At 39.4% G+C, this 22,767-nt stretch carries 18 protein-coding genes; 6 read left to right on the plus strand and 12 right to left on the minus strand.

The features are described from left to right. Positions 1-88: 88 nt before the first annotated feature. The 4 genes from cas2 to BM141_RS08010 all read right to left on the minus strand — a co-directional run bounded on the left by cas2 (position 89) and on the right by BM141_RS08010 (position 5,762). Positions 89-424, minus strand: coding sequence for a CRISPR-associated endonuclease Cas2 (cas2, locus tag BM141_RS07995; RefSeq protein WP_245764017.1), 336 nt, complete (start codon positions 422-424; stop codon positions 89-91). A 113-nt stretch (positions 425-537) separates the two neighbouring features. Further along, on the minus strand, positions 538-1,494 hold the full coding sequence (gene cas1, locus BM141_RS08000; protein ID WP_091543610.1) for a type II CRISPR-associated endonuclease Cas1: 957 nt from the start codon (positions 1,492-1,494) through the stop codon (positions 538-540). Positions 1,495-1,608: 114 nt separating this feature from the next. Beyond that, a complete protein-coding gene (gene cas9, locus BM141_RS08005; RefSeq protein ID WP_091543613.1) occupies positions 1,609-4,971 on the minus strand; it encodes a type II CRISPR RNA-guided endonuclease Cas9 in 3,363 nt (1,120 codons plus the stop codon). A 272-nt stretch (positions 4,972-5,243) separates the two neighbouring features. Next, the gene (locus BM141_RS08010; RefSeq protein WP_091543616.1) at positions 5,244-5,762 is read right to left on the minus strand and encodes a hypothetical protein; all 519 of its coding nucleotides are present in this window, start codon (positions 5,760-5,762) and stop codon (positions 5,244-5,246) included. Positions 5,763-6,168: 406 nt separating this feature from the next. On the opposite strand from BM141_RS08010, the gene BM141_RS08015 reads away from it, so the two are divergent. The 4 genes from BM141_RS08015 to lhgO all read left to right on the plus strand — a co-directional run bounded on the left by BM141_RS08015 (position 6,169) and on the right by lhgO (position 12,027). Beyond that, positions 6,169-8,340, plus strand: coding sequence for a TonB-dependent receptor (locus BM141_RS08015; protein ID WP_091543618.1), 2,172 nt, complete (start codon positions 6,169-6,171; stop codon positions 8,338-8,340). Between the two features lie 15 nt (positions 8,341-8,355). Beyond that, on the plus strand, positions 8,356-9,180 hold the full coding sequence (locus BM141_RS08020; RefSeq protein WP_091543621.1) for a hypothetical protein: 825 nt from the start codon (positions 8,356-8,358) through the stop codon (positions 9,178-9,180). A 30-nt stretch (positions 9,181-9,210) separates the two neighbouring features. Then, positions 9,211-10,746 (plus strand): serine hydrolase, encoded by a 1,536-nt coding sequence (locus BM141_RS08025; protein ID WP_091543624.1) that lies wholly within the window; start codon positions 9,211-9,213, stop codon positions 10,744-10,746. 84 nt (positions 10,747-10,830) lie between these two features. Next, a complete protein-coding gene (gene lhgO, locus BM141_RS08030) occupies positions 10,831-12,027 on the plus strand; it encodes an L-2-hydroxyglutarate oxidase (RefSeq protein WP_091543628.1) in 1,197 nt (398 codons plus the stop codon). Between the two features lie 49 nt (positions 12,028-12,076). On the opposite strand, the gene aac(6') is transcribed toward lhgO, so the two are convergent. The 7 genes from aac(6') to BM141_RS08065 form a co-directional block, all read right to left on the minus strand. Then, entirely contained in the window at positions 12,077-12,517 is a 441-nt protein-coding gene (gene aac(6') / locus BM141_RS08035; protein ID WP_091543631.1) for an aminoglycoside 6'-N-acetyltransferase, read from the minus strand. 152 nt (positions 12,518-12,669) lie between these two features. Beyond that, positions 12,670-14,928: a xanthine dehydrogenase family protein molybdopterin-binding subunit gene (locus BM141_RS08040; protein ID WP_091543634.1), complete on the minus strand. Its 2,259-nt coding sequence runs from the start codon at positions 14,926-14,928 to the stop codon at positions 12,670-12,672. A gap of 177 nt (positions 14,929-15,105) precedes the next feature. Next, positions 15,106-15,561: a (2Fe-2S)-binding protein gene (locus BM141_RS08045; RefSeq protein ID WP_091543637.1), complete on the minus strand. Its 456-nt coding sequence runs from the start codon at positions 15,559-15,561 to the stop codon at positions 15,106-15,108. 65 nt (positions 15,562-15,626) lie between these two features. After that, a complete protein-coding gene (locus BM141_RS08050; RefSeq protein ID WP_091543640.1) occupies positions 15,627-16,106 on the minus strand; it encodes a cyclophilin-like fold protein in 480 nt (159 codons plus the stop codon). A 52-nt stretch (positions 16,107-16,158) separates the two neighbouring features. Then, positions 16,159-16,725, minus strand: a complete 567-nt coding sequence (locus tag BM141_RS08055; RefSeq protein ID WP_091543643.1) for a sugar O-acetyltransferase — start codon at positions 16,723-16,725, stop codon at positions 16,159-16,161. A gap of 57 nt (positions 16,726-16,782) precedes the next feature. After that, positions 16,783-19,023, minus strand: coding sequence for a xanthine dehydrogenase family protein molybdopterin-binding subunit (locus BM141_RS08060; RefSeq protein WP_091543646.1), 2,241 nt, complete (start codon positions 19,021-19,023; stop codon positions 16,783-16,785). Between the two features lie 173 nt (positions 19,024-19,196). After that, the gene (locus BM141_RS08065) at positions 19,197-19,649 is read right to left on the minus strand and encodes a nuclear transport factor 2 family protein (RefSeq protein WP_091543649.1); all 453 of its coding nucleotides are present in this window, start codon (positions 19,647-19,649) and stop codon (positions 19,197-19,199) included. 315 nt (positions 19,650-19,964) lie between these two features. On the opposite strand from BM141_RS08065, the gene BM141_RS08070 reads away from it, so the two are divergent. Further along, the gene (locus BM141_RS08070; RefSeq protein ID WP_091543652.1) at positions 19,965-20,876 is read left to right on the plus strand and encodes a helix-turn-helix domain-containing protein; all 912 of its coding nucleotides are present in this window, start codon (positions 19,965-19,967) and stop codon (positions 20,874-20,876) included. 17 nt (positions 20,877-20,893) lie between these two features. Here BM141_RS08070 and BM141_RS08075 read toward each other — a convergent pair whose 3' ends face one another. Further along, positions 20,894-21,658, minus strand: a complete 765-nt coding sequence (locus BM141_RS08075) for a hypothetical protein (RefSeq protein ID WP_091543655.1) — start codon at positions 21,656-21,658, stop codon at positions 20,894-20,896. 161 nt (positions 21,659-21,819) lie between these two features. On the opposite strand from BM141_RS08075, the gene BM141_RS08080 reads away from it, so the two are divergent. Further along, complete coding sequence (locus BM141_RS08080; RefSeq protein WP_091543658.1) at positions 21,820-22,716, plus strand: helix-turn-helix domain-containing protein; 897 nt, start codon at positions 21,820-21,822, stop codon at positions 22,714-22,716. Positions 22,717-22,767: the final 51 nt, after the last annotated feature.

Consider the following 22,767-nt stretch of genomic DNA (forward strand, 5'->3'; position numbering starts at 1 on the left):
TTAGCAAGTTAGAGCCTCTTTGAGCGAGAAAAAACTGGGGGTTTTCCACCCCGATTCGCTCATTGAGGCTCAGTTTTTTTGTTAAAATTTAAAACATTTGCAGTTGCATACCGCCTTTGGGAGGGGCTTTGGGCTTCGCTTCGTAGAATACCTCTATGTCCCCAAACTGCTTGTCGGTAATGCTCATGATGACTACATGTCCGAACTGCGGGAGTGCTTGCTTGACCCTATCTATGTGTACCCGAGCATTTTCCTTGCTCAGGCAGTGCCTGATGTAGATAGAGAATTGGAACATATCAAAACCGTCTTTCAGCAGACTTTTGCGAAAGTCAGTATAAGCCCGTCTTTGCTTCTTGGTCTGTACGGGCAGGTCAAAGAATACAATTATCCACATGATTCTGTATTGGCTTAGTCTTTCGAACATAGTTTTTTATTTTATTGAATACACTTAGTTTGAAATGGTTTGATTTTGTTTAAAATGGTTTTACGAGGTTAGTATTTTTCCATTCCTCATGCCAGATTTTCAAAATTCCAGCTTTAAAGAACAGGGTAAAGAATATTTTTGGCTTCTCCCTCAAAGCACCGAGAAAGGGAGGCTGTAGTGCGCTGACAAGCGACCATTAGGGGTCGCGTATCTCCGTCTATGCTTACGTCCATGACAGGAATTTGCAAAAAGATTTTTTTCATAGAGGGGGTAAGGGTTAAAGCCCTACCCCGGTTTTCTGCCCCACCCCTGCCCTCAGTATGCACTGCGTCCCCAAAGGAGAGGGAGTTTTGCTCAGCGAGGATTTGGTGAACCAGCCTGTCTATGTAAGGACGGTATGGTTCCATGATGTCATCGGCAAGGCAGTAGGCATTGTACTGGTTGTGGTGATGAATCCCAAAGGTAGGGAGTAGCCCAGAGCCTACTAAGCTGCGGGCTACTATGGCTCTGAGAATGGCATAGCCGTAGTTGAGCAGGTGGTTAGGCGGCTCGCCTTCGGGGTGTCGAGTAAAGTCATCCGTAAACTCAGAAAAGATTTTTCCCCAATAATAAGCTGCTGCTTTTGCCTCTCGGTTGGTGCTGTCGCCTGACTGCACTTCTTCTATGCAGTCTTTGAGCGTGCGTACCTCATAGCCCAAAGCCTGCAAGAGGCTCGCCTGATTGCGGATTTTTGCCTTGACGGTTTGCTGCCAAAGTCGTTTTTTGGTCGGTTCGGAAGCAGAGATTTGCCTGTTGAACTTGAGGGTTTGCTGAGAGTGTACGTTGAGCGGGAGGAGCAAGCCCGTAGGCAGGTGCTTCTCATCGCAGGTAATAAGGGCTACGTTGTTGTTGAGCAGAGCCTGAATCAGCCCTTGGGTAACCGTAACTTGCTGGTGGTCTATGATGACGATGCCGATGTCTTCTATGGGAATAGGCTCAAGAGGAGCATTGCCTTCTATCTTGATGAGCAACTGCTCGTGCTTCCTGCTTAGGTAAGCGGGATTGCCAAAGTATAGGGTGCGCTTAATCATAAAGGTTTTAGAAGTAAAAAAGGAAAACGGAAGGGGTAGGAGGGGGTATATATTTAGACCTGTTAGCAGTTCCACTGTGGGTTTAAAAACTAACAGGTCTTGTGAATTAGGAAGTTATACGCTTTTTTTGCGTCTGATGTTTCCTAAAATGTCGATTTCTACAGGAATTCCATTAAAATTTTTCCCTAATGGATAAATCTTAAGTGGAAGTGGGTCTGAATCTACATTTACTTTAGCTAAATGATGTTGTGAAAGAAAAATTTTTCCATTTGTTTTAGTCATTTTTCTAACAATGTACAACTTATCAAAAAGAAACCTACGTGCCTCTAAGTCTATCCTGTCCCAATTGATGTGCTTTTCTATCTCGTCGGGGTGGTTTTCATAGACTACGAACATATCGCCCTGCCTTGCCGTCAAGACCAATTTTTTACTGCCTCTCATGGAGTCTAAGACGGGTAGTTTTTTGATTTTTCTTTGTACGGCTTCGTAGAAAGAGGTGATATAGACTTCTTTCTCTCCTGTGTTTGGGTCTTGGTAGATTCCCATGATGTAGTTACTTCCCGAAGGAACGTACAGGTTGCGTTTGTAGTCCTCATCTCCTTCTTTTTTATACAGAGGAATCATGCCTTCGTCATCTTTGTTTATGGCAATGCGTACCTTTTTGATAGGCATTTGCCAGCCTTTATTGTTGGTATCGGGCATATAAATAGGCTCGGCAAGTGCCTGTTTGAAGCCTTTTTCTGCTATGGCTTTCTGTACGGTTTCTCTGATGACCCTATCTACTATCTGCTCGACTTGGTTTTCGTTCAAACTGCTTAGTTTTTTCCTGACAAAATACGCAGTTTTGGTTTTCTTGTCTTTGGCGGGCGGTGCCCCTTTGGGCAAGATGTGTTTGCCGTAATAGGTTGCTTCGTGAAGCTCACCTCTGATGCCTATTTGTACGCTTGTTTTTTTCTTTCCATTTTTTGTTTTGGTGATGGCTTTGCGCTTTATCAGTATGCCATTGTCTTGACGGTAAGAAACCAGCATACCGTGTAATTGCTGTTGGACATCGTATCGGAAACTGCTCCAAGGCAGGTCTATTTTTCTGCGTTCTTTTTTCCAGTCTATGTCTTTGGCGTTTGCCCAGTTGATAAGTTGTACTTTTGCTCTATTTGTACAGGCAATCACGATGGCATCTAAGGCATGGTGTCGGTGGTCGCCCCTGTCCTTCTCATTTTCTCCTTCTGGATTGAGCAGGGCATTTAACCCCCAATACCTTCTGAGCATACTCGTAATGGCACCTTGCGTAGTCTGCACGTCTTTGCATACAGATTGTAGCCTTTTAGCCATTTCTCTGGCGATGTAAGCCGTATCTGTGAGTTGGCTATTTCTGAATCCCTCTATTTCTTTTTCCCAAAGGAGGCGTTCCTGCTTGGGTTTAGGCAGCATCTTGATTCTGTGTTTGAAAGCCAGCCATTCTTCTTTGGTTTTCTTTTGAAAATACTCATAAGGCGTAAGGTTTCCTTTCTCGGCGTTGAACCAAGCCTCAGCAATAGATTTATTGGCAAAGGAGTCATCAAAACTGCGACTGTACGGCAAGATGTGTTCTATTTCATAATCTTTGGAAAATAGGCGTTGGAAAGGGATAACTTTACCTGTATAAACAGAAATGCGCTGTGCCTCTATCCATAATCTATACTTGTCCATATCATCTTTACCTATTTTACGAGCAAAATCTGCAAAACCTTTTTTAATACCTATTTCGTTGAGGTCTTTGTCAGCTACGGCAAGCTCGAGCCAAAGTTCGTACTTGCGTACATCTTCCATGTCTGGCTTGCTATTCAAGTCAAATTCTCTTTGTTTCCCAAAAAGCATCATAGAGTTTTCAGCTAAAAACTTTGCCAACTCTCTTCTGCGGTCAGTTTTTGCCTTGAGTTCTTTTTCTCTTTCATCTCTTTTTTTCTTGGTTTTCTTTAACTCTCTTGCTGTTTCTATACAAATGCTCTCTATTTCATATTCTTGCAATAAGCGATTGACCAATTTGATAGTTTCTGTCAAGGCTCTTTGCACAGTAGGATTGCGGAGTTCGTTGTTTTGAAGTTTAGGGATTTTTGGGAGTAGCTTTCTATGCTTGTCAGGGAGCAGGGCATGGTCATAACCTGCTAATAGACAAGCATTGGTATAGTCTTCTCCAGTTTTCAAATACGCCAAAATAGGTCTTATGGCTTTGTAGCTAAGGCTGCCGTTTCCGTCTTCTAAGTTTTGGGCGGCATATTTTTCTGCCTGAACTTCTGAGAAGCCTAACTTTTCCACTGCATATTTTTTTAGCCATTTGTCGTTGTCTGCATAGAGCAGTGCGTGCCATATTTTGAAAAAATTAGTTTTCCTTTTCTCCTCGTACTCAAAGGCTTCGTTGTATGCTTGGTAAATTTCATCATATTTTTCGCCCAAGACCCTCCTCAATTTGATAGCAGTGGTATTTCCTTTGATGTCGTCCTCCTCTTTGTAGTTTAGATTTGCCTCCGTTCCCCATTCTTTTTTGAAAAGAGCCTTGATTTGCTTGAAAGTAAGACGCATTTCCTTGTTGGTCAGTCTGTCTAACTCATAGGCTATTTTTTGTTTTTCTTCTAAGGTGAGTAGGTCAGCTATGCGATTTTTATCAGGAATGGTAACTTTTATGGTGCTTAATTTCTGCCAAATCCTAAACTCTTGGAACTCTATGGCGGCTTTGGGGATACAGGAAGATTTAGGTTCAAAAGGGCATTTTTCCGTTTTCCCTTTTTGAGTCTTTAGCTTCCTTTGGTAGAAAATAGTTTCTTTTCCTATCTCATTTTTTAGCTTTTCTGTCAGGATTTGAGGGTAAAACTGCTTTTGTTTTTCCCAAATCTGCTCAAATTCATCTTTGAGTAACTCCCTGCTTGTATAGCGTTTTTCAGTAGGAAATCGATTACGAATGGCTTGTGCTGCTGTAAAGTCATGTTTTCTGTCTTGCAACAGCTTCCAATACAATTCTCCAATAGTTCGACTATGGTGCGCTTGCAACAGGCTTTCGAGTTCCTTGATGCCTTCTTTTACCTTGCCCAATTCTTTTTCCTTGTCCTTATCTGCATTGGCTTGTTCTTTCCTATTGCTCTGGAAGCCCCTGCGTTGATTCAGGTGTAAAAAGACCCTGCCTAATTCCTCCAAACTTATTTGCTTGTCTAATGCTTTTGCTCTTAACTCGTACACATGATAAGGGAACTTCTCTACGTATTTAGGCAACATCTTAGTTTTTGAAAGTAGATTTTGTAGTTTTTCCCTTCTTTGCTTGTAGCGGTGGTTATTTCTTCTCGCACCTCTGGCAGCGCGTCTTTGAATATTGCGAGGCTCTCCTGTTTTTTCGGTAACCCCTTGCGGAAAAATGTGAATGTTGGAATGAATAAGTTTTTTTTCCGTGTTTACAATAGCCCAACCGATAGAGTTAGTGCCAATGTCTAAGCCTAAAACGTTTCCCATAGATAAAATTTGGTTTTGAAAAAAAGTGATGAATAGGTTGGTTTTTATTCACAATTTATTAACTTTGAATCAATTTAACAAATCTTTTTAAAAACATATTATTTGTTTTTAGCTTTTCACAATAAAGATTATTCTGAAGACTTTATTGTTCTGCCCCCACTTCTTGTCGGGGCTTTTTTATTTATATCCCTACAAAGGGAAAGTAAGAAAGAGTTTACTTAGGCACTTCCACAGGCTTCTAAGATAGTATAGTTTTTTATTTTAGCAAGCCCTCAAAATAAAGCAGGATAGTTTTTTGCGGAAATGCAATTAAAATGAGTTGCAATTTCATGATTTGCACAAAGATGAAGTTGCTGCTCCTCCAAATACCGCTCTACTTTCTCTGCGGCAACTACGTTGGCTTCGCTTACATCGTAGGAGTAAGGCTGTCCGTTGCCGTAGAGAGTAATCTCAAAAAACAAATGACTAACCCAAATATGACAATTCGTCTGCTCCAAAGGGCAATTTAAAATCTGACAGTGAGAGGGTTGCAAATACTCAGGATAGTCATGGATAGGGCTTTCAAAGGCTTTTAGCTCAGAGGGCGTAGGTCTGAGCATGACTAATCGTGAAATTTTATCGAGGAGGTCTTTTTTGTCTTTGTAGTCCAGCCTTACCGTCAAAGACTCATAAAACTCTGCGTGTCCAGAGAAGAAGTTACCAAAAAGATAAAAATAGTGAAGCCTTTTTGCCCAAGCAATCATCTCTTCTGCTGTATGTCCTCCTAAAAATCGGTCTAAGGTATTGCTCATGTCCTGTCGCATTTTATGCTTATGAGATTTAAGAAACTGTTTGAATTAACGCCGCAGGGGTGAAATATGCCACTCCTACGGAGTTATTTTAGCCTAATTATTTAAGAATTTCTACCAATATACCATTCCTAATGGAATTAAATATTAACTCAAACAACTTTTAGAGAATAATTTTGGAACACGGATTTTACAGATTAGACGGATTTCCACTGATGAATTACTCAAAAATCTCTGTTTCATAGGTAAAATCAGCATTATCTTTTTTCTATAATAATTATCAAAAGGCATAAAAGCAAATATTAGCAAAAAATAGCTAAAAAATTTATTTAGAATTAATCTAAATAATCTTGTTTTTTCAAAAAGCTCTTTTACTTTTGCTTTATTATTTATAATAAGTCTAAATAAAATGAACACAAATAAATTTCTCCTTTATTTTCTTTTTTTACTTTTTCCTGCGTTGTGTTTTGCTCAAAAAGCAGATAGTACACAAGCCAGCAAAGACACTACGCTTACGCTTAAAGATATGACACTCAACGAAGTGGTCGTTTTCTCAAAAATCGGTGTAACCCAAGTCGAGCCTCAAAAGATAAAGTACGCCATCAGCGATTTGCCTTCGCAAAACGGGGGAACAGCAGGAGATATTCTCAAAAATATGCCCAGCGTAGCTATGGGCGGCAGTCCTAACCACAATCGCGACATCAGGTACCGAGGCTTGGGCAATGGCTATACCACTGTACTCATCAATGGAAAACAAGCAGGCATGATAGGCAACAACAGGGAAACCGTCTTGGACATGATTCCTGCCACTCAGATAGAATACATAGAAATTATTTCGAACCCTTCGGCAGACCATGTTTCCAATGGCATCAACGGAATAGTGAATATTGTGTTGAAAAAAGGGGCAAGCATAGGCACAAGTGGGCAGGTCTCTTTTTTTGCGGATAACTTGAAGGGCTACAATAGCCATGCAAGCGTGCAACACACCCAAGGGAACTTTTCTATTTCAGGCAGTTTCGAGAAGCTAAAAAGAAATGCAGATAAGTTTGACAATGGAAGCCAGATAAAGTACAATACTGACGGTTCTGTGAAAGAAACCGTAGGCATCGACAAAAGTGAAATCAAGTCTTTTGACAACACAAGTGCCAGCCTAAGAGCAAGTTACCAGACCAAGAACAATTGGAAAGTGGTAGGAGAATATTTTTATGGTACGCAAGTAGAGGACAAAACCAAAGAGGAACTCAATAGAACTTTTAACGCTAACACTACATTTAAAAGTGGGAAAAGTCGGGTGGAAACGGAACTCAAAAACCTAAAATTCCACAATCCCTCAGTTTCTTTGGAAAAAAATTGGGAAAATAGCTCCTTAGTATTTGCCTTCAATACCAACTTTACTGAAGAAAGCAAGGCAAAAACCCTCAAAGACTACAATGCCAATGCCCAAGGGGTTCGCATAGAAAACGTACTTCCTGCCCAGCAAAAAGAAAACGAAATCATTGATTTTAAAAATTACTTTCCCACTGTGGCTTTCACCAACCAAGTCAATAAGAACTTCTCTTTTAAAACAGGTTATCAAGGCTTTATCACCGAAAGAAAGGCTGATAGGCAGATGCAGAGATTGAATAATAGCAACAATACATGGACTATCGTATCTACCAATACCAATCAGTTCAACTTAGAAGAATATACTCATGCGGGCTATTTTTCAGGGAATTTAAACTTTGAAAAACTGAGAATAACTATAGGCTATAGACACGAATACACCGCTATCAACTCCCAATCTATTGCCAATACGACTGAGGAAAATAAGGCGGACTACCACTTAGCATTGCCCAATGCGAGTTTGACGTACAACCTTACGCCCAAAAGTTACTTCAAGTCTTCAGTGGGCAGAAGAGTGCGAAGACCAGCCTATAACGACATGAACCCCTTTGTGGAAATCAAAAGCCTCACCGAAATCAAAGTGGGCAATCCCGACTTAGTGCCAGAAACCGCTTGGGCGTATGAGGTAGGCTATTTCAACGAAATAAAAGGCGTAAACTTTGGGGTCAATCTTTTCCACAGAGATATTAACAACTTGATTCAGAAAAACATTGCCACTGATGCAGATGGGCTTATCAAAGAAACGGTTATCAACCTGAGCCGTGCAGTATCCTCGGGAGCAGAGTTGTTAGTAGGTTTCCAAGCTACGAAATGGTACAGTGCCAACTTCAATTTTTCTAAGTTTTGGTCAGAAATCAGAAGCAATGAAGCCTTTGATGGAGAGGCTCTGAAAGACCAAACGGCATGGACTATCAAGGCATTACAAGATTTCAACATGCTAAAAAAAGTAAAGTTCCAAATTGCTTCTAACTTCATAGGTCCGAAAAGAACTTCCCAAGAGTCAGAAGAAACGATTTGGTTTACCGATATTGCTTTGGAAAAACAATTTTTGGAAAAAGGCTTTTTTACTATTAGAATCACTGATATATTTGATTCTTTGAAAAAAGAAAAGACCAAAAACACAGGGATTCAGTTGGAAAGAATGACAGAAAATACTCCAGGACGCATTATCAGTGCAGGAATCCGTTGGCAATTTTAAACCTATTTTACACCCATGACAAAGAAAAAAAACATCAATTGGAGCAAACAACTTTTTAATTGGCACTTGTGGCTGGGCTTATTTTTTACGCTCCCCATTGTCTTAGTGGCGATTACTGCTATCCTCATTGCCCACGAAAAGGGCTTAGGCACAAAGGAAATCGTAGTGAAAGCAGGCTGGTTGCCCGCCTACTCATCTAAGGAGAAAAACCTTTCCTATTACTTAGATGATGTCAAAGACATACAGATAGTACAGGGAAAAACGCTTTACGGAACAAAACTGGGTGTGGTAGAAGAAAGCAACGACCAACTTTCTATCGTCAAAGGCACAGAAGGCAAGGAAGTAAGGGACTTGCTTTGGGTAGAAAATCAACTTTGGGTAGCTACAAAAAAAGGCTTGCTCCTTGCGGAAAATGGCAATGCCAAACTCGTCAAAAAAGGTGATTTTCATGGGATTACCTTTGACGTCACTACTTTAATCGCCTCAGAAGGCAAAAAAGGATTTCACCTCAGCCAAGACCAAGGAAGGACTTGGGAAGCCAAAAAGATTTCTACACAAATAGGAACTGCCAAGCTCCAAGCCTTTGCCAGCCAAGTAGATAAGGAAAGTTTTATGGAAGCACTGACATTGGAAAAATTAGCTTTGGACATTCATACAGGCAAGGCATTTTTCGGAGAGGGCAGTATGTGGGTGTGGATAGACTTGATAGCTGTTTCCCTCTTAGGCATGACTTTTACAGGGATTTTGATGTGGTACAAAAGGAAGTTCTCCAAGAAAGCCCCCGCCAAAACAAGCAACGCACCTGCCAAAAAAATCAAATTTAAGTTGCAAAAAGTGTAGTTCAAATTGTATTTTTCTTATCTTTATACCATGGAACACAAAATTAAATTGCTACTTAGTACATTGCTAATCAATGTGCTAAGTTTTATTTCTCTTATCGCTTTTGCTCAGAAAAAAGAGCCAAGCAATGCCCCTTTGAAGGACTTAGATGCCTTCGTAGAGCAAATGAGAAACACTTGGAACATTCCAGGGTGTGCCATAGCTGTAGTCCAAGACGGAAAGGTTATCCATGCCAAAGGTTACGGAATGAGGGATTTAGAACAAAATTTACCTGTTACCGCAGAAACGATTTTCCCCATTGCCTCCAATACAAAGGCGTTTACTACGGCAGGTTTAGCGATTTTAGTAGGAGAGGGAAAGTTAGATTGGGACAGACCTGCTAAGACGTATATTCCTGAGTTTCAACTTTTTGATGAGTATGCTACTCAGCATATTACCCCAAGGGACATGGCTTGCCACCGCTCAGGTGTACCAAGGCACGATTTGGTTTGGTATGGAGCAAAATTTACCCGGCAAGAATTGTTTACTCGCATGAGATACTTAGAACCTAACAAGCCCTTTCGTTCTCTGTATCAGTATAATAACCACATGTTCATGGCTTTGGGTGTACTCATAGAAAAAGTCAGCGGACAGCCTTGGGAAGATTTCATCAAAACTCGCCTTTTAAATCCTTTGGGCATGAAAAATACGATTTTTTCCGTAGATGATTTGTTGCAAAGACCTAATTTTTCTTGGTCTTATAACTACGTCAATGGGAAAATGGAAAAAATGCCTTTTACGAGCAATGTAGATGCCATGGGACCTACAGGAGGCATTAAGTCCAATGTTTTAGATTTGTCTAATTGGGTCATTATGCAATTAGGCAAGGGTAAGTTTTCAGGGAATCAAATAGTTCCAGAGAAAGAATTAGCCCAGACGCATACCCCCCAAGTAGTTGTTGCTCCGATGGAATTGAAATATGAGGAGTATAGCTACGGCAACTACGGCATGGGGTGGGCGGTCAATGAATATAAAGACCATTTGAGAGTGATGCACAACGGGAGCATAGAAGGATTCCGCTCTCAAATAACTCTTTTCCCCAGAAAAAACATAGGTATCATCATGCTTACCAATACAGGCGTGGCGAACTATTGGTTTGTCAATGTGATTTCTAATTATATCAGCGACAAACTGCTTAACCTGCCTGTAACGGACTGGTCTACAAGGCTAAAAATAGAACAAAGCGAAGCTAAAAACTTAGAGTTGAAAAATGCTTCTGCCCCTGATACTATCAAAATAGCCAATACTCAGCCTTCGCATAGTCTTACTTCTTTTGCAGGCATCTACGAACACCCTGCCTATGGTGAGTTTACCGTTATTTTCCAAAATAATGCTTTGAAAGGCAGTTTTAAAATTTTTGATTTTGACCTATTACACTATCACTATGATACCTTTCAAACCAAAAGTGCTAATTTTGATAAGCAAAAAGTTACTTTCTATACCAACGCTCAAGGGCAAATAGATAAGTTAGGCATCATATTAGAAATGGCTTTGGGCAAGGAAATTGTTTTTGTAAGGAAAAAGTAGAAAATTACTATTCGTTGATTCACCACTTTTCTTTTTTGTTTCCCTTTGCTAATTTTACATTTTCAAAATTACAAACCATAAAAAATGAAATACGACGTTAGCATCATTGGAGGGGGAATTGTTGGGTTGGCGACTGCCCTGCAAATCTTAAAGTTGCGTCCTCAGACCAAGCTTTGCGTGATAGAAAAAGAACAAGCCGTCGCCCAGCATCAAACAGGGCATAATAGTGGGGTAATCCATTCAGGTATTTACTATAAACCTAATAGTTTAAAAGCATTAAATTGTATTCGTGGGTATCAAATGCTCTTAGATTTTTGCCAGCAAGAAAATATCGGATACGAACTTTGTGGGAAAATCATTGTAGCTACTGAGCAGTCAGAGTTAGCCACATTAGAAAATGTCTATCAAAGAGGCATAGCAAACGGTTTAGACAAAATCAAGAAAATCAGCAAAGAAGAAATCAAAGAGATAGAGCCTCACTGTCAGGGAATTGCAGGAATCTATGTGCCTTATACGGGTATCATTGACTACGTTGAGGTAGCTCAAAAATATGCTCAACTGATAAGAGAAAAAGGGGGACAGATTTTTTTAGGCAAAAAAGTAGAAAAAATACAAGAACAACAAAATAATTATGAGATAATTACACAAAATAGGACTTATGCAAGCACTCTATTGATTAACTGTGCAGGGCTTTACTCTGATAAAATCACCCAACTTACACAGAAAAAGGTAGATTACCGAATTATTCCTTTCAGAGGAGAGTATTATCATATCAAACCTGAGAAGCAGTATTTAGTCAAGCATCTGATATATCCTGTCCCTGACCCCAATTTTCCGTTTTTGGGTGTCCACTTTACACGCATGATAAAGGGAGGTGTGGAAGCAGGACCGAATGCCGTATTTTCTTTCAAAAAAGAAGGGTACAAAAAAACAGATTTTGATTTTCAAGAAACTATAGCTTCTATTAGTTGGCGGGGTTTTCAAAAAGTAGCATTCAAGTATTGGAAAACAGGATTGGGAGAGTTTTATCGTTCTTTTTCAAAAACTGCCTTTACCAAAGCCTTACAACGATTGATACCAGAAATTCAAGAAAATGACTTAGAGCAAGGCGGAGCGGGAGTGAGGGCGCAAGCCTGCGATAGAAATGGAGGTTTGATAGATGATTTTCTTATTATAGAAAACAAAGGAATCATTCATGTAGGAAATGCTCCTTCGCCTGCCGCTACCTCCTCGCTTTCCATTGGCTTGACCGTAGCAGAAATGGCAGTAAAGAAGTTCTAAAACACCAATACGGGTAAAGAAAGTCTTAATACAGAAGCAAACTGACCCCTCACGATAAGTCTTTAACAAAGCAAACGATTCGTTCTACTTCGCTAAATCCAACTTTCTTGTGAAAATCGATGCTTGAGAGGTTGGTGATTTCTGTATCAGAGGCTATCTGCTTCAATCCTTTTTGCTTAGCCCAGTTTTCTGCTACGGTGATTAGTGCTTTGGCAACACCTCTTTTTTGGAAATTGGGTTTTACATAAACTCCTTCGATATAGGCAACGGGAGAGCTTGCTGTCCCTGCCACATAGTCATTGCGAGTAGTTAAATGTATAAATGCAATGTGTTGTTCTTGCACTTTGGCGAGAAAGCAAATTTCATCTGAGGAATCAATGATACTTTGATAGTTTTCTAATTCTTCCTCATAGGAGCATTCTGTCCATAACTCTAACACAAGCCCGATGAGTGCAGGAAGATTTTTTGCTGAGACTACTTCTATCTCCATTTCAGTTGTCTAAGTTTCTACCAAAAATACAAGTTTTCAAAATCTATTTCAAAAAAATCCCCTCTGCGGATAACTTACATACACAGAGGGTGAATTGTAGTTTCACACAAAACAAAGTTTAAAAGTATATCTGATACGAATTTTACTTTGAATTACCCACCCACTTTCCCCAATTCAGGCTGAAATGGCTGGCTGTAAAACCGCTTACCTGTAGCTTTATAAAGCGCATTAGCCAAAGCACCCATTACTGGCGGGAAAGGAGGCTCTCCTAATCCTGTGGGGTCTATTTCGTTTTTTACAAAGTGTACTTCAATGGATTTTGGAGCTTCCTTGTGGCGAATGATGCGATATTTATCAAAATTCTTTTGCTCTGCTGCTCCGTCTTTAAAGGTCAAATTACCGTACAGTGCGTTACCAATGCCATCTATTACTGCCCCCTCTACCATATTGACCGCTCCTTCGGGATTGACTACTATCCCACAATCCATTGCACTCACTACTTTGTCCACTATCACTTGCACTTCTTTGATAGACAACTCAACTACATGAGCAGCATAGGAGTTATGACAGAAATAAGCAGCAACCCCACGATTACGTTTTTTGGATTCGCTACTGTCCCAATCTGATTTTTCTCTCACCAACTCTAACACGCCCATGTACCTACTCGCATCATAATCATTGTTTTTACCCACAGGGTTTTCTTTTGCTTTCTTAAGCAGTTCCAGGCGAAAGGCAATGGGGTCTTTGCCCACGACTTCTGCCAATTCATCTAAAAATGCCTGTTCTGCTCCTGCTATAAAGTTAGAACGAGGAGCGCGAAAAGCCCCAATCGTAATATTTGTTGGTAATGCCCAGCTTTCTGCCAAATAGTTGTCTATTGCCCCTGCGGGAAAGCGGTTGGCATGAACGGCACTCTCAGGGAATCCTCCGCCTTTTACATGAAAACCTATCAGGTTCTTGTTAGCGTCCAGCGCGGCGCGATAGGTTACTATATAAGTGGGGCGATAAATACCATAAGTCATGTCGTCTTCTCTGGTGTAAATCAGTTTGATAGGGGCTTTTACTTTTTGGGAAATCAGAGCCGCTTCGACCATGTAATGCCCGTAAGCACGCCTACCAAAACCGCCCCCCATGCGCAAGAGTTCTATGTCTATTTTTTCTATGGGAATGCCTAAGCGAGCAGAGATAGTTCTTTCAACAAACTCGGGGGCTTGAATAGGAGCGGCTAAGAAAACTTTGTCCTCTGTAACATGAGCAAAACAAGTCATTGGCTCCATGCAGTTGTGTGCCAAAAAAGGACAGGTATAGGTACGTTCTATGATTTGGGCTGCCTTAGCAAAAGCCTCCTCAGGATTGCCGTCTTTTCTGAGAACTTCCGCAGGTTTTTCATTCATTTCTTTCATTTTTTGATAATGAAGGTTTGTATTTTCAAGACCTGCTGGGATAGTTTCATCACGTTTTTGTCCAAAAAAGCTTACTTTCTCTGTGCTTGTCGAGATAGGCTCCCACTCTGCCACTAATTTTTTCTTAGCATTCATCACTTCCCAAGTAGAGTTGCCTACTATGATGACCAATTCATTGAAAGTACGAGTGTCAAACATTTCTCTTGCATAATCGTCATTGTAAACCTTGATGCTAAATACGTCTTTGATACCTGCCATTTTATTCACCGAAGCGGCATCAAAAGATTTGAGTTTTAAGCCAAAGGCAGGGGGGTGAACTATCATGGCTATCAACATTCCTTCCACACGATAATCCATTGTAAATAAAGGTTTTCCCGTTACAATTTTTTCCCCTTCTACATTTTTTTGAGGTGTATTGAGCAGTTTAAAAGATTTTACTTCTTTGAGCTTTACTTCTTTTGGTACAGGAATTTTAGCAGCCGCAGAAGCCATTTGACCATAAGTAGCTGATTTTCCGCTTGCTTTATGATATAAAACGCCTGCTTCTGTGGTGATTTCCTCTAAAGGCACGTTCCACGCTTGGGAGGCGGCTTGTCGGAGCATTTGTCGGGCAGTAGCTCCCGCAGTACGCAAGGCTTTCCAACTTTGCCTAATAGACTGACTGCCTCCTGTAAACTGACGACCGTAAAGTTGGGTATTGTAAGGAGCTTGTTCTACGATTACTTTTTGCCATTCTACATCAAGTTCCTCTGCCACTATCATAGGCATAGAAGTTCTTACATTTTGCCCAAATTCAGGATTGGGTGAGAGAATGGTAATTTCACCCTTATCAGTGATTTTGATGTAGCTATTCAAATTGAATATTTCTCTTAATGCGCTTTCTTCTACTTGCTTATCCAGAGGCTTGAAGCCCGTAAGCATACTGAAACCTATGACAAATCCTCCTCCTGAAAGTGCAGAAACTTTCAGAAAGGAACGTCTGTTATATGATGTTTTGATGAGAGTCATGTTTTTGAATAATTAGGAATTAGGAATTAGGAATGAATATGAAAAACCGCACCTTTTGAACGCAGGTTTGTACGGGAAATCTCAGACCTATTATTTTTCATGTGATAACACATAAAAAATTGACTTTTCAATTTATCGTGTACTTGGCATCGAGAGTTATGAAACAATAAACCAAGATTACTTTTTCGCTGCAGTTTTGATAGCCGCTTTGATACGAGTGTAAGTTGCACAACGACAAATATTTCCATTCATAGCTGACTCTATTTCCTCATCACTTGGGTTCGGGTTATTTTTCAAAAGAGAAACCGCACTCATAATTTGTCCTGCTTGGCAATAACCGCATTGGGCTACGTCATGTTCGAGCCATGCCTTTTGCACAGGGTGGTCGCCATTTTCAGACAAGCCCTCTATGGTCGTAATTTCCTGATTTCCTATCGCAGAAACAGGAAGCATACAAGAGCGCATCGCTGTTCCGTTGAGGTGAATCGTACAAGCACCGCACTGGGCAATGCCACAACCGTATTTTGTGCCTACCAAACCAAGGTGGTCTCGCAGTACCCACAACATAGGGGTAGTGGGGTCTATATCCACCTTTCTGATTTTTCCGTTTACTTTCAAATTAAACTTTGCCATAGTTCTTTTAGTTTTATAAAATACTCATTAGTAGATATTTATATATCAAATTGGTGTATTACTTATCAATAGATTAAATTAAAATTAATGGTTACATTTCCTGAACCAACTGCAGCAGCAAGACCTTCTGGATTTTCGATACGTCCGATTTTTGTATATTGATAAGACGTTGGAAAAGTTTTGTAAAAAACTACCAAAGTATTTGACTCCCAAAGCAATAAATCACCTTCGTGAATCGTACCTATGCTTATTGCATTTGTAGGTAAATCGGTAGAAAGTTGATAATACTTCTCATTACCATTTAGTTCACTCATGTTCAGTGAGAGTGGTAATAGTGCTTTAAGGGCTTCTGTTGTCTTGTTATCATGCAGAATTGCCATAAAAGTATATGACCCAATTGTTATTTTCATTTTATTTCTTCCCATTTTATTATTCAAGTTCCTATCGCTTTGGGCATCTGGGTTATTTGATATTTCTTTTCCCTGTTTAGCAAAACAAGAATAAAAGATAAATCCTAATAAAGTGATTAAAAGTAGATATTTCATTGAAATTCAGTTATTTATTTTAGATATACTTTAAACCTCATCAAATATGAGGTTAAATTGTTTTAACAAATTTGGCGGGAATACCTGCCACAATCGTATTTGCAAGAACATCTTTTGTTACTACTGCCCCTGCTGCGACTATCGAATTTTCACCAATAGTAACACCAGGTAATATTGTTGCATTTGCTCCAATCCACACATTGCGTTTGATAGTAACTGATTTAAGGTCAAGCGATTTTCGTTTCGTAGGGTCTATTGGATGATTTTCTGTAATTATATTTACTTGAGTGCCTATCATTGTATCATCTTCAATGAGAATGCCGCCAAGGTCAAGAAAGGTACATCCATGATTGATAAAAACATTTTTACCTAATTTTATGTGTATGCCAAAGTTTGTATGGAATGGCGGAAAAATGGTCGTGCTTTTATCAATTTCTTGTCCAATTATCTCACTCAATCGCTCACGAACTTGGTCAACATCTGTGGATGTATTTAGTGTTGTTGATAATTTGATGGTTCTAAAAACAACTTCCCATACTTTGGGCATTTCAGGGTCAGTTGGCACAAAGATTCCACCTAATAACATTCTGCTAAAAATATCGTTTTCGTTTGTAGTCATTTTGACAAATAGGTATTAAATTTTTAACTATCACTTGCTCTAACCTAAGCCTTCACTTTACATTTTACCCAAGTCAGTCTGGAAAGGCTGGCTGTAAAACCGCTTTCCTGTGGCTTTGTAGAGTGCATTTGCCAAAGCACCAAAAACTGGCGGATAGGCTGGTTCGCCCATACCTGTTGGGTCTATGTTGTTTTCTACAAAATAAACTTCAATATTTTTGGGTGCTTCTTTATGGCGTATCATGCGGTATTTGTTAAAATTATTGCTGTCAGGTACGCCTTTGGTGAAAGTCATATTGCCAAAAAGAGCCGTACCAATGCCATCTACGATGCCTCCCTCTGCCATATTCTTAGCAGCCTCTGGATTTACTACTATCCCACAATCAATCGCACACCATACATTTTTTATGATTGGCTCGCTACTTTTCATTTCCAAATCAAGTACATGAGCAACATAAGAATCGTGGCAGAAATAGGCAGAAACACCCAGACTCCTTTTTGATTTGAGCTGCTCCCAACCAGATTTTTCTCTAACAAGTTCCAATACTCCTGCAAAGCGAGTAGGGTCGTAGTCGTTGTCTTTGCCTACAGGATTTTCTTTAGCTCGTTTTAAGAGTTCTAACCTGAATGTAATGGGGTCTTTACCAGCCGCTTCTGCGACTTCATCAAGGAAAGACTGCTCAGCGGCTGCGATGAAATTAGAACGAGGAGCCCTAAATGAGCCAATAGTGATATTAGAATCAATCGTCCAGTCTTCTGCCAAATAATTGTCCACTGCCCCCGCAGGAAAGCGGTTGGCATACAAGGGCGATTCAGGAATCCCCCCTGCTTTTACGTGAAAAGCAATCAAATTATTATTGGCATCTAAGGCGGCACGGTAGGTCGCTGAGTAAGTGGAACGATAAATACCCGCAGTCATATCATCTTCTCTGGTGTAAATCAGCTTGATAGGGGCTTTCATTTCTTGGGAAATAAGGGCGGCTTCTATGAGCCAGTGTGCGTAAGAACGTCTGCCAAAACCTCCGCCAAGCCGAGTCATCTGAATATCTATTTTCTCCAAAGGCATACCCAAACGAGCCGATAAAGCCTGTTCTGTAAATTCTGGTTTTTGAAGCCCTCCCACCAATTCTGCCTTTTCCTCTGTTACGTAGGCAAAGAAATTCATTGGCTCCATGCAGTTATGCGCCAAAAAAGGTCCCGTGTAGGTACGTTCTATTACTTTTGCAGCATTCTTGAAAGCAGTTTCAGGGTCGCCATCTTTGCGGCGAAGCGTTGCTTCCTTGCCCTGCATAGCAATCATTTTTGCACTGTGTTCTTCTGTACTTTCCAAACCCGCAGGGATTTTTTCTGTCAATTTCCTACCCAACATATTTCTATTTTGAGTATAGCCTTCAAAGGTTTCCCACTCTATTTTTATGGCTTTTTTGGCTTGCATCACTTCCCAAGTAGTATTCCCTACAATAGCCACCACTTCTCCAAAGGTGGTAGTATCAAAAAATTGTTTTTCATAATCATCTCTAAAGATTTTAATAGGGAAAGCGTCTTTGATTCCCGGCATTTTTTTGATAGAGGAAGCATCAAAAGACTTGAATTTCAAGCCAAAAGCAGGTGGGTGTACTATCATTGCGATTAACATTCCTTCTCTTTGGTAATCAATCCCAAACAAAGGTTTCCCTGTTACTATTTTTAAACCATCTATATTTTTTTGAGAAGTACCTATTAACTTAAAGGCTTTGCTATCTTTCAATTTAACCTCTTGTGGTATGGGAATTTTAGTTGCTTCCAAAGCCATTTCGCCATAAGTAGCGGACTTCCCACTTGCTTTGTGGTACAACTTCCCTGCTTCTGTCGTAATTTCTTCTACTGCCACTTGCCATTGCTTAGCGGCAGCTTCTCTGAGCATTTGGCGAGCAGTAGCTCCCGCAGTGCGTAAACTTTTCCACCCTTGACGAATCGCCTGACTACCACCTATGAACTGTCTTGTAAAATGTTTGGTATCCAAACCAGCCTGTTCCACCACAATACTTTTCCATTCCACATCGAGTTCCTCCGCTACTATCATAGGCATTGAAGTTTTTACACCTTGCCCGCCCTCTGGATTAGGCGACATGATTTTGATGACATTATCAGAAGTAATTTTGATATAGCCGTTTAGCTCGTTCCAATCAGCAGGAAGTTTAGCAGCTTCGGCAGGTTTAAAACCCGCTAACATACTGAAACCTAAAAGGAAACCTCCTCCTGAAAGTGCGGAAACTTTTAGGAAGGAACGCCTATTGTAGGAAGTGGTTATGGTAGCCATATGTTCTTAAATTTTTTTGATTATTGCTTTTATTTTATAAGTCTATAAAGCCTATCAAATATATAAAAAAAGTTCAATTAAAACTACTAAAAATACAAGTTAATATCCTGTCAATCCAGCCCTTTCTTTTTTTAATGCCTCCTAAAATTAACCATAATTTAGAATCTAATTTACTATTTCTTAATCTCATGCGTGTCCCGCACACTACTAAATGTTAAAGCCAAGAGTTTCCAATCGTTGTCTTCTTTTAGATAGACTTCGGTAACGGTAAACTCTACTTTAGCATCATTTCCTCTAACGACCGACTCAAGTGTAATGCGATTCCAAACGATAGCTGTTCCACCAACTACTTCTATTGCTGTATCGTGAATGGTGGCTTTTTTATACCATATACTTCCCATTTTAATGATTTCAAGTTCCTCATCTTTTTTCCAAGTTCCGCTCATGTGGACAAATTTTGATTTTTCATGGAAAAATGGCTTCAATTTGTCCACATTTTTATCTGCCATCCACTGCCATTTGTCTTTGGAAAGTTGGATAATTTTCTGTTCTTCCGAGGTGGATTGCGCAAAAGAAAATTGCACACTTATTAGTAATAAAAATAGTCCAAAAATTGATACTTTCATATAAAATTTTCAATTAAAAGTCTTTGATTATAAAATTTTTAACACCACAAAGGTACGTATTTACAATAGACGCATTGGTATATAAATTACTGCATTTTCTACCATTTTTACTGATTATATTACTTAGATAGTTTTAGCTGTATAGGAATGATTAAATTTGTTCATCAGTATTTTTAGCGCAAGCAGTAGTTTTTCACGTGAATAACACATGAAAAATTGTCTTTTCGCTGATTCATGTGTTTTCACATGAATTACTATGTGCTAAAAGGTCAGGATAGCCCTTAAATTTTGTATCAGAAAAACAAAAGAATAGATATGGAAAAGATATACAGATTTGATACTATTAATGAATACAATGCCCTGAACAATCACAAAACGCTACACCCTTTGGTAAGTGTGATTGATTTTTCAAAAGCCAATCCAAGAAATTGGGGAGGGACAAAAACAGTAAAGCTCTATTACGGCTTGTATTGTATTTTTCTAAAAGATGTAAAATGTGGGGATTTGAAATATGGTCGCCAATACTATGACTATCAGGAAGGTACTTTAGTGTTTTTTGCCCCAGGACAGGTAGCAGAAATAGAAAATGCCAATGTAAGTTACCAACCAATGGGATATGCTTTAGTTTTTCACCCTGATTTGATATGTGGGACTGCACTTGCCAAAAATATTCATAAATACAATTTTTTTAGTTATAAAACGAACGAAGCCCTCCACCTCTCAGAGCAAGAAAGGCAGGTAGTACTGGACTGCTTCTCGAAAATAGAAATGGAATTAAAACAAGCGATTGACAAGCACAGCAAGAAACTGATTGCCTCCAATATTGAGTTGTTCCTGAATTACTGCGAACGCTTTTATGACCGTCAGTTCATTACCAGAGATAACGTAAACAGAGGAATTTTAGAAAAATTTGAAGAACTGCTGAACTCTTATTTTTTATCAGACAAACCTCAAACTATTGGCTTGCCTTCGGTGGCTTATTTTGCAGATGCCTTGCATCTATCAGCTAACTATTTTGGTGATTTGATAAAAAAAGAAATAGGACAATCAGCAAAGGAATACATACAAAACAAAGTGATTGACATGGCTAAGAACAAAGTGTTTGGTACGGATAAAACGGTGAACGAAATTGCTTATGAATTGGGGTTTAAATATTCCCAGCATTTTACTCGCTTTTTTAAGCAAAAGGTGGGGGTTACACCAAGTGAGTATAGGGGAATGAATTGATTTTATGAGCAATAAAATTATCTTTTCCTCTCATACTCTTTATTAATATTGTAAACTAAACCCACACTCCACAAAAAATCTTTCCCCACAATTTCTGATTGGAGGGCTTGGTTAGCAATGAGAGAGATAGAAACAGGGAAATTGTTTTTTGCAAAGCCCAAAGTAGCATTGATATATGTGCCTGTTAATTGGTCTTGTTTTAAGTAGTAAACTTGCGGAATGAACATAAAATTGAAGTTCTTACCTAATGGAATATTGGAAATAATGCTTCTCAATGCTACAAAATGAGTGTATTGAATCAAGTCTTTAGTCAATCCATGCGAACCTAAGTAGTAAAGTCCTATACCTATTTTCTTGTTCAGATGATAGGTTGGCGTGGCTTCCCAAGCAAAATAGCGTTGGGTAGTCATCACTTCCTTGCTTACCCCGTTGGTAGTGAGGATTTCAGTTCTAAAAAGATAAGAAGGGTGCGCTCCTATACTCATAGAGAACTTTTGCTTAGCAATGAGTTTGTATCGAAACCAAAAGACAAATACCCAAGGCTTTGTATTGAGTCCAAAGCGAAACATAGGGTCAAAACTGAGGCGACCTTTGCCCACAGATAAGTCGAACAGTGCCGCAGGGTTGTTTAGAGAGAAATTAGGAATAAGCGAAATTCCGTTATTGGTAGCGGTAATTTGCCCTCTGAAAAAACTTGGCGTTTGGGTGGTGCTGTCCTTGCTTTGGGCAAGGGAAAAATGACATAAAAATAAAAAACAGGAAAATGCGATTATTTTTTTCATAAATTGATGATTGCATGATGACTTTGCAAAGTTCCCTCTATTTTCCCAATTGGCACTTACCCGTATTACAGAATCTCTTACCACTTTTACTGATTTGATGAAGTAAATAAAAAAATTATAAATAACTTACAGTATTTTTGAATCAAAAGTCATTGAAAATCATGGATAAAATTGAGAAATTAGTAAGCGTTACGCAGTTCAATTCCAGAAGGGGGCAAGCCACTTTGCACCCCTTAGTCAGTGTTTTAGACCAGTCAAAATCTATAAAAATTCAGGCTAATAGGTACTTGTCAGAACTTTACGTTATCTTTTTAAAAGATGTAAAATGTGAGGAAATGACCTATGGACGCAGCCATTATGACTACCAAGAAGAAACACTGATTTTTATAGCACCGGGGCAGGTGTTTGGGTTTGACTTGCCTGAGGAGATTTTGGTACAGCCAAGTGGTTGGGCTTTGGTATTCCACCCAGATTTTATACGCGGTACTTCGTTAGGTAAAAGTATCAAAAATTACAATTTTTTCTCTTACGATGTTAATGAAGCCCTGCACATTTCAGAGCGCGAAAGAGAGATTGTCTTGGACTGTTTCAAGAAAATCAAAGAAGAGTTGGAGCGTGGGATTGACAAACATAGTAAAACCCTCATAGTTAGTAATATAGAGCTATTTCTAAACTATTGTGTAAGGTTTTATGACCGACAATTTATCACACAAGAGAGCATAAACAAAGATATTTTAGTGCGGTTTGAGGATTTAATTGATAAATATTTCAACTCTGACCTACCCCAAACCACAGGTTTGCCCTCAGTGGCTTACTTTGCCGAAAAGATGAATCTCTCAGCTAATTATTTTGGTGATTTGATAAAAAAAGAAACAGGAAAGTCCGCACAAGAATACATACAAGCTACGTTGATAGAATTAGCCAAGGAAAAAATACTTGACATTAGCAAGTCAGTTAGCGAAATTGCTTACGAGTTAGGATTCGAGTATCCGCAACATTTTACTCGCTTTTTTAAGCAAAAAGTAGGACTTACGCCTAATGAATACAGAAAAATATAAAAATTTACCTATTAGTCTGAGTTTGTAGTCCTACTTTTAGAAATTAGTTGC

It is taken from the genome of Thermoflexibacter ruber (assembly GCF_900113045.1).
In the GTDB taxonomy this organism is placed as follows: Bacteria; Bacteroidota; Bacteroidia; order Cytophagales; family Thermoflexibacteraceae; genus Thermoflexibacter; species Thermoflexibacter ruber.

Excerpts from the sequence above, each read along its gene's own strand:
- BM141_RS08055 (WP_091543643.1), bottom strand. The coding sequence starts at position 16,725 with ATGACTACAAACGAAAACGATATTTTTAGCAGAATGTTATTAGGTGGA.
- BM141_RS08020 (WP_091543621.1), top strand. The coding sequence starts at position 8,356 with ATGACAAAGAAAAAAAACATCAATTGGAGCAAACAACTTTTTAATTGG.
- BM141_RS08040 (WP_091543634.1), bottom strand. The coding sequence starts at position 14,928 with ATGACTCTCATCAAAACATCATATAACAGACGTTCCTTTCTGAAAGTT.
- cas2 (WP_245764017.1), bottom strand. The coding sequence starts at position 424 with ATGTTCGAAAGACTAAGCCAATACAGAATCATGTGGATAATTGTATTC.
- cas9 (WP_091543613.1), bottom strand. The coding sequence starts at position 4,971 with ATGGGAAACGTTTTAGGCTTAGACATTGGCACTAACTCTATCGGTTGG.
- BM141_RS08045 (WP_091543637.1), bottom strand. The coding sequence starts at position 15,561 with ATGGCAAAGTTTAATTTGAAAGTAAACGGAAAAATCAGAAAGGTGGAT.
- cas1 (WP_091543610.1), bottom strand. The coding sequence starts at position 1,494 with ATGATTAAGCGCACCCTATACTTTGGCAATCCCGCTTACCTAAGCAGG.
- lhgO (WP_091543628.1), top strand. The coding sequence starts at position 10,831 with ATGAAATACGACGTTAGCATCATTGGAGGGGGAATTGTTGGGTTGGCG.
- BM141_RS08015 (WP_091543618.1), top strand. The coding sequence starts at position 6,169 with ATGAACACAAATAAATTTCTCCTTTATTTTCTTTTTTTACTTTTTCCT.
- BM141_RS08070 (WP_091543652.1), top strand. The coding sequence starts at position 19,965 with ATGGAAAAGATATACAGATTTGATACTATTAATGAATACAATGCCCTG.
- BM141_RS08050 (WP_091543640.1), bottom strand. The coding sequence starts at position 16,106 with ATGAAATATCTACTTTTAATCACTTTATTAGGATTTATCTTTTATTCT.
- BM141_RS08075 (WP_091543655.1), bottom strand. The coding sequence starts at position 21,658 with ATGAAAAAAATAATCGCATTTTCCTGTTTTTTATTTTTATGTCATTTT.
- BM141_RS08080 (WP_091543658.1), top strand. The coding sequence starts at position 21,820 with ATGGATAAAATTGAGAAATTAGTAAGCGTTACGCAGTTCAATTCCAGA.
- BM141_RS08025 (WP_091543624.1), top strand. The coding sequence starts at position 9,211 with ATGGAACACAAAATTAAATTGCTACTTAGTACATTGCTAATCAATGTG.
- BM141_RS08060 (WP_091543646.1), bottom strand. The coding sequence starts at position 19,023 with ATGGCTACCATAACCACTTCCTACAATAGGCGTTCCTTCCTAAAAGTT.
- BM141_RS08010 (WP_091543616.1), bottom strand. The coding sequence starts at position 5,762 with ATGAGCAATACCTTAGACCGATTTTTAGGAGGACATACAGCAGAAGAG.
- BM141_RS08065 (WP_091543649.1), bottom strand. The coding sequence starts at position 19,649 with ATGAAAGTATCAATTTTTGGACTATTTTTATTACTAATAAGTGTGCAA.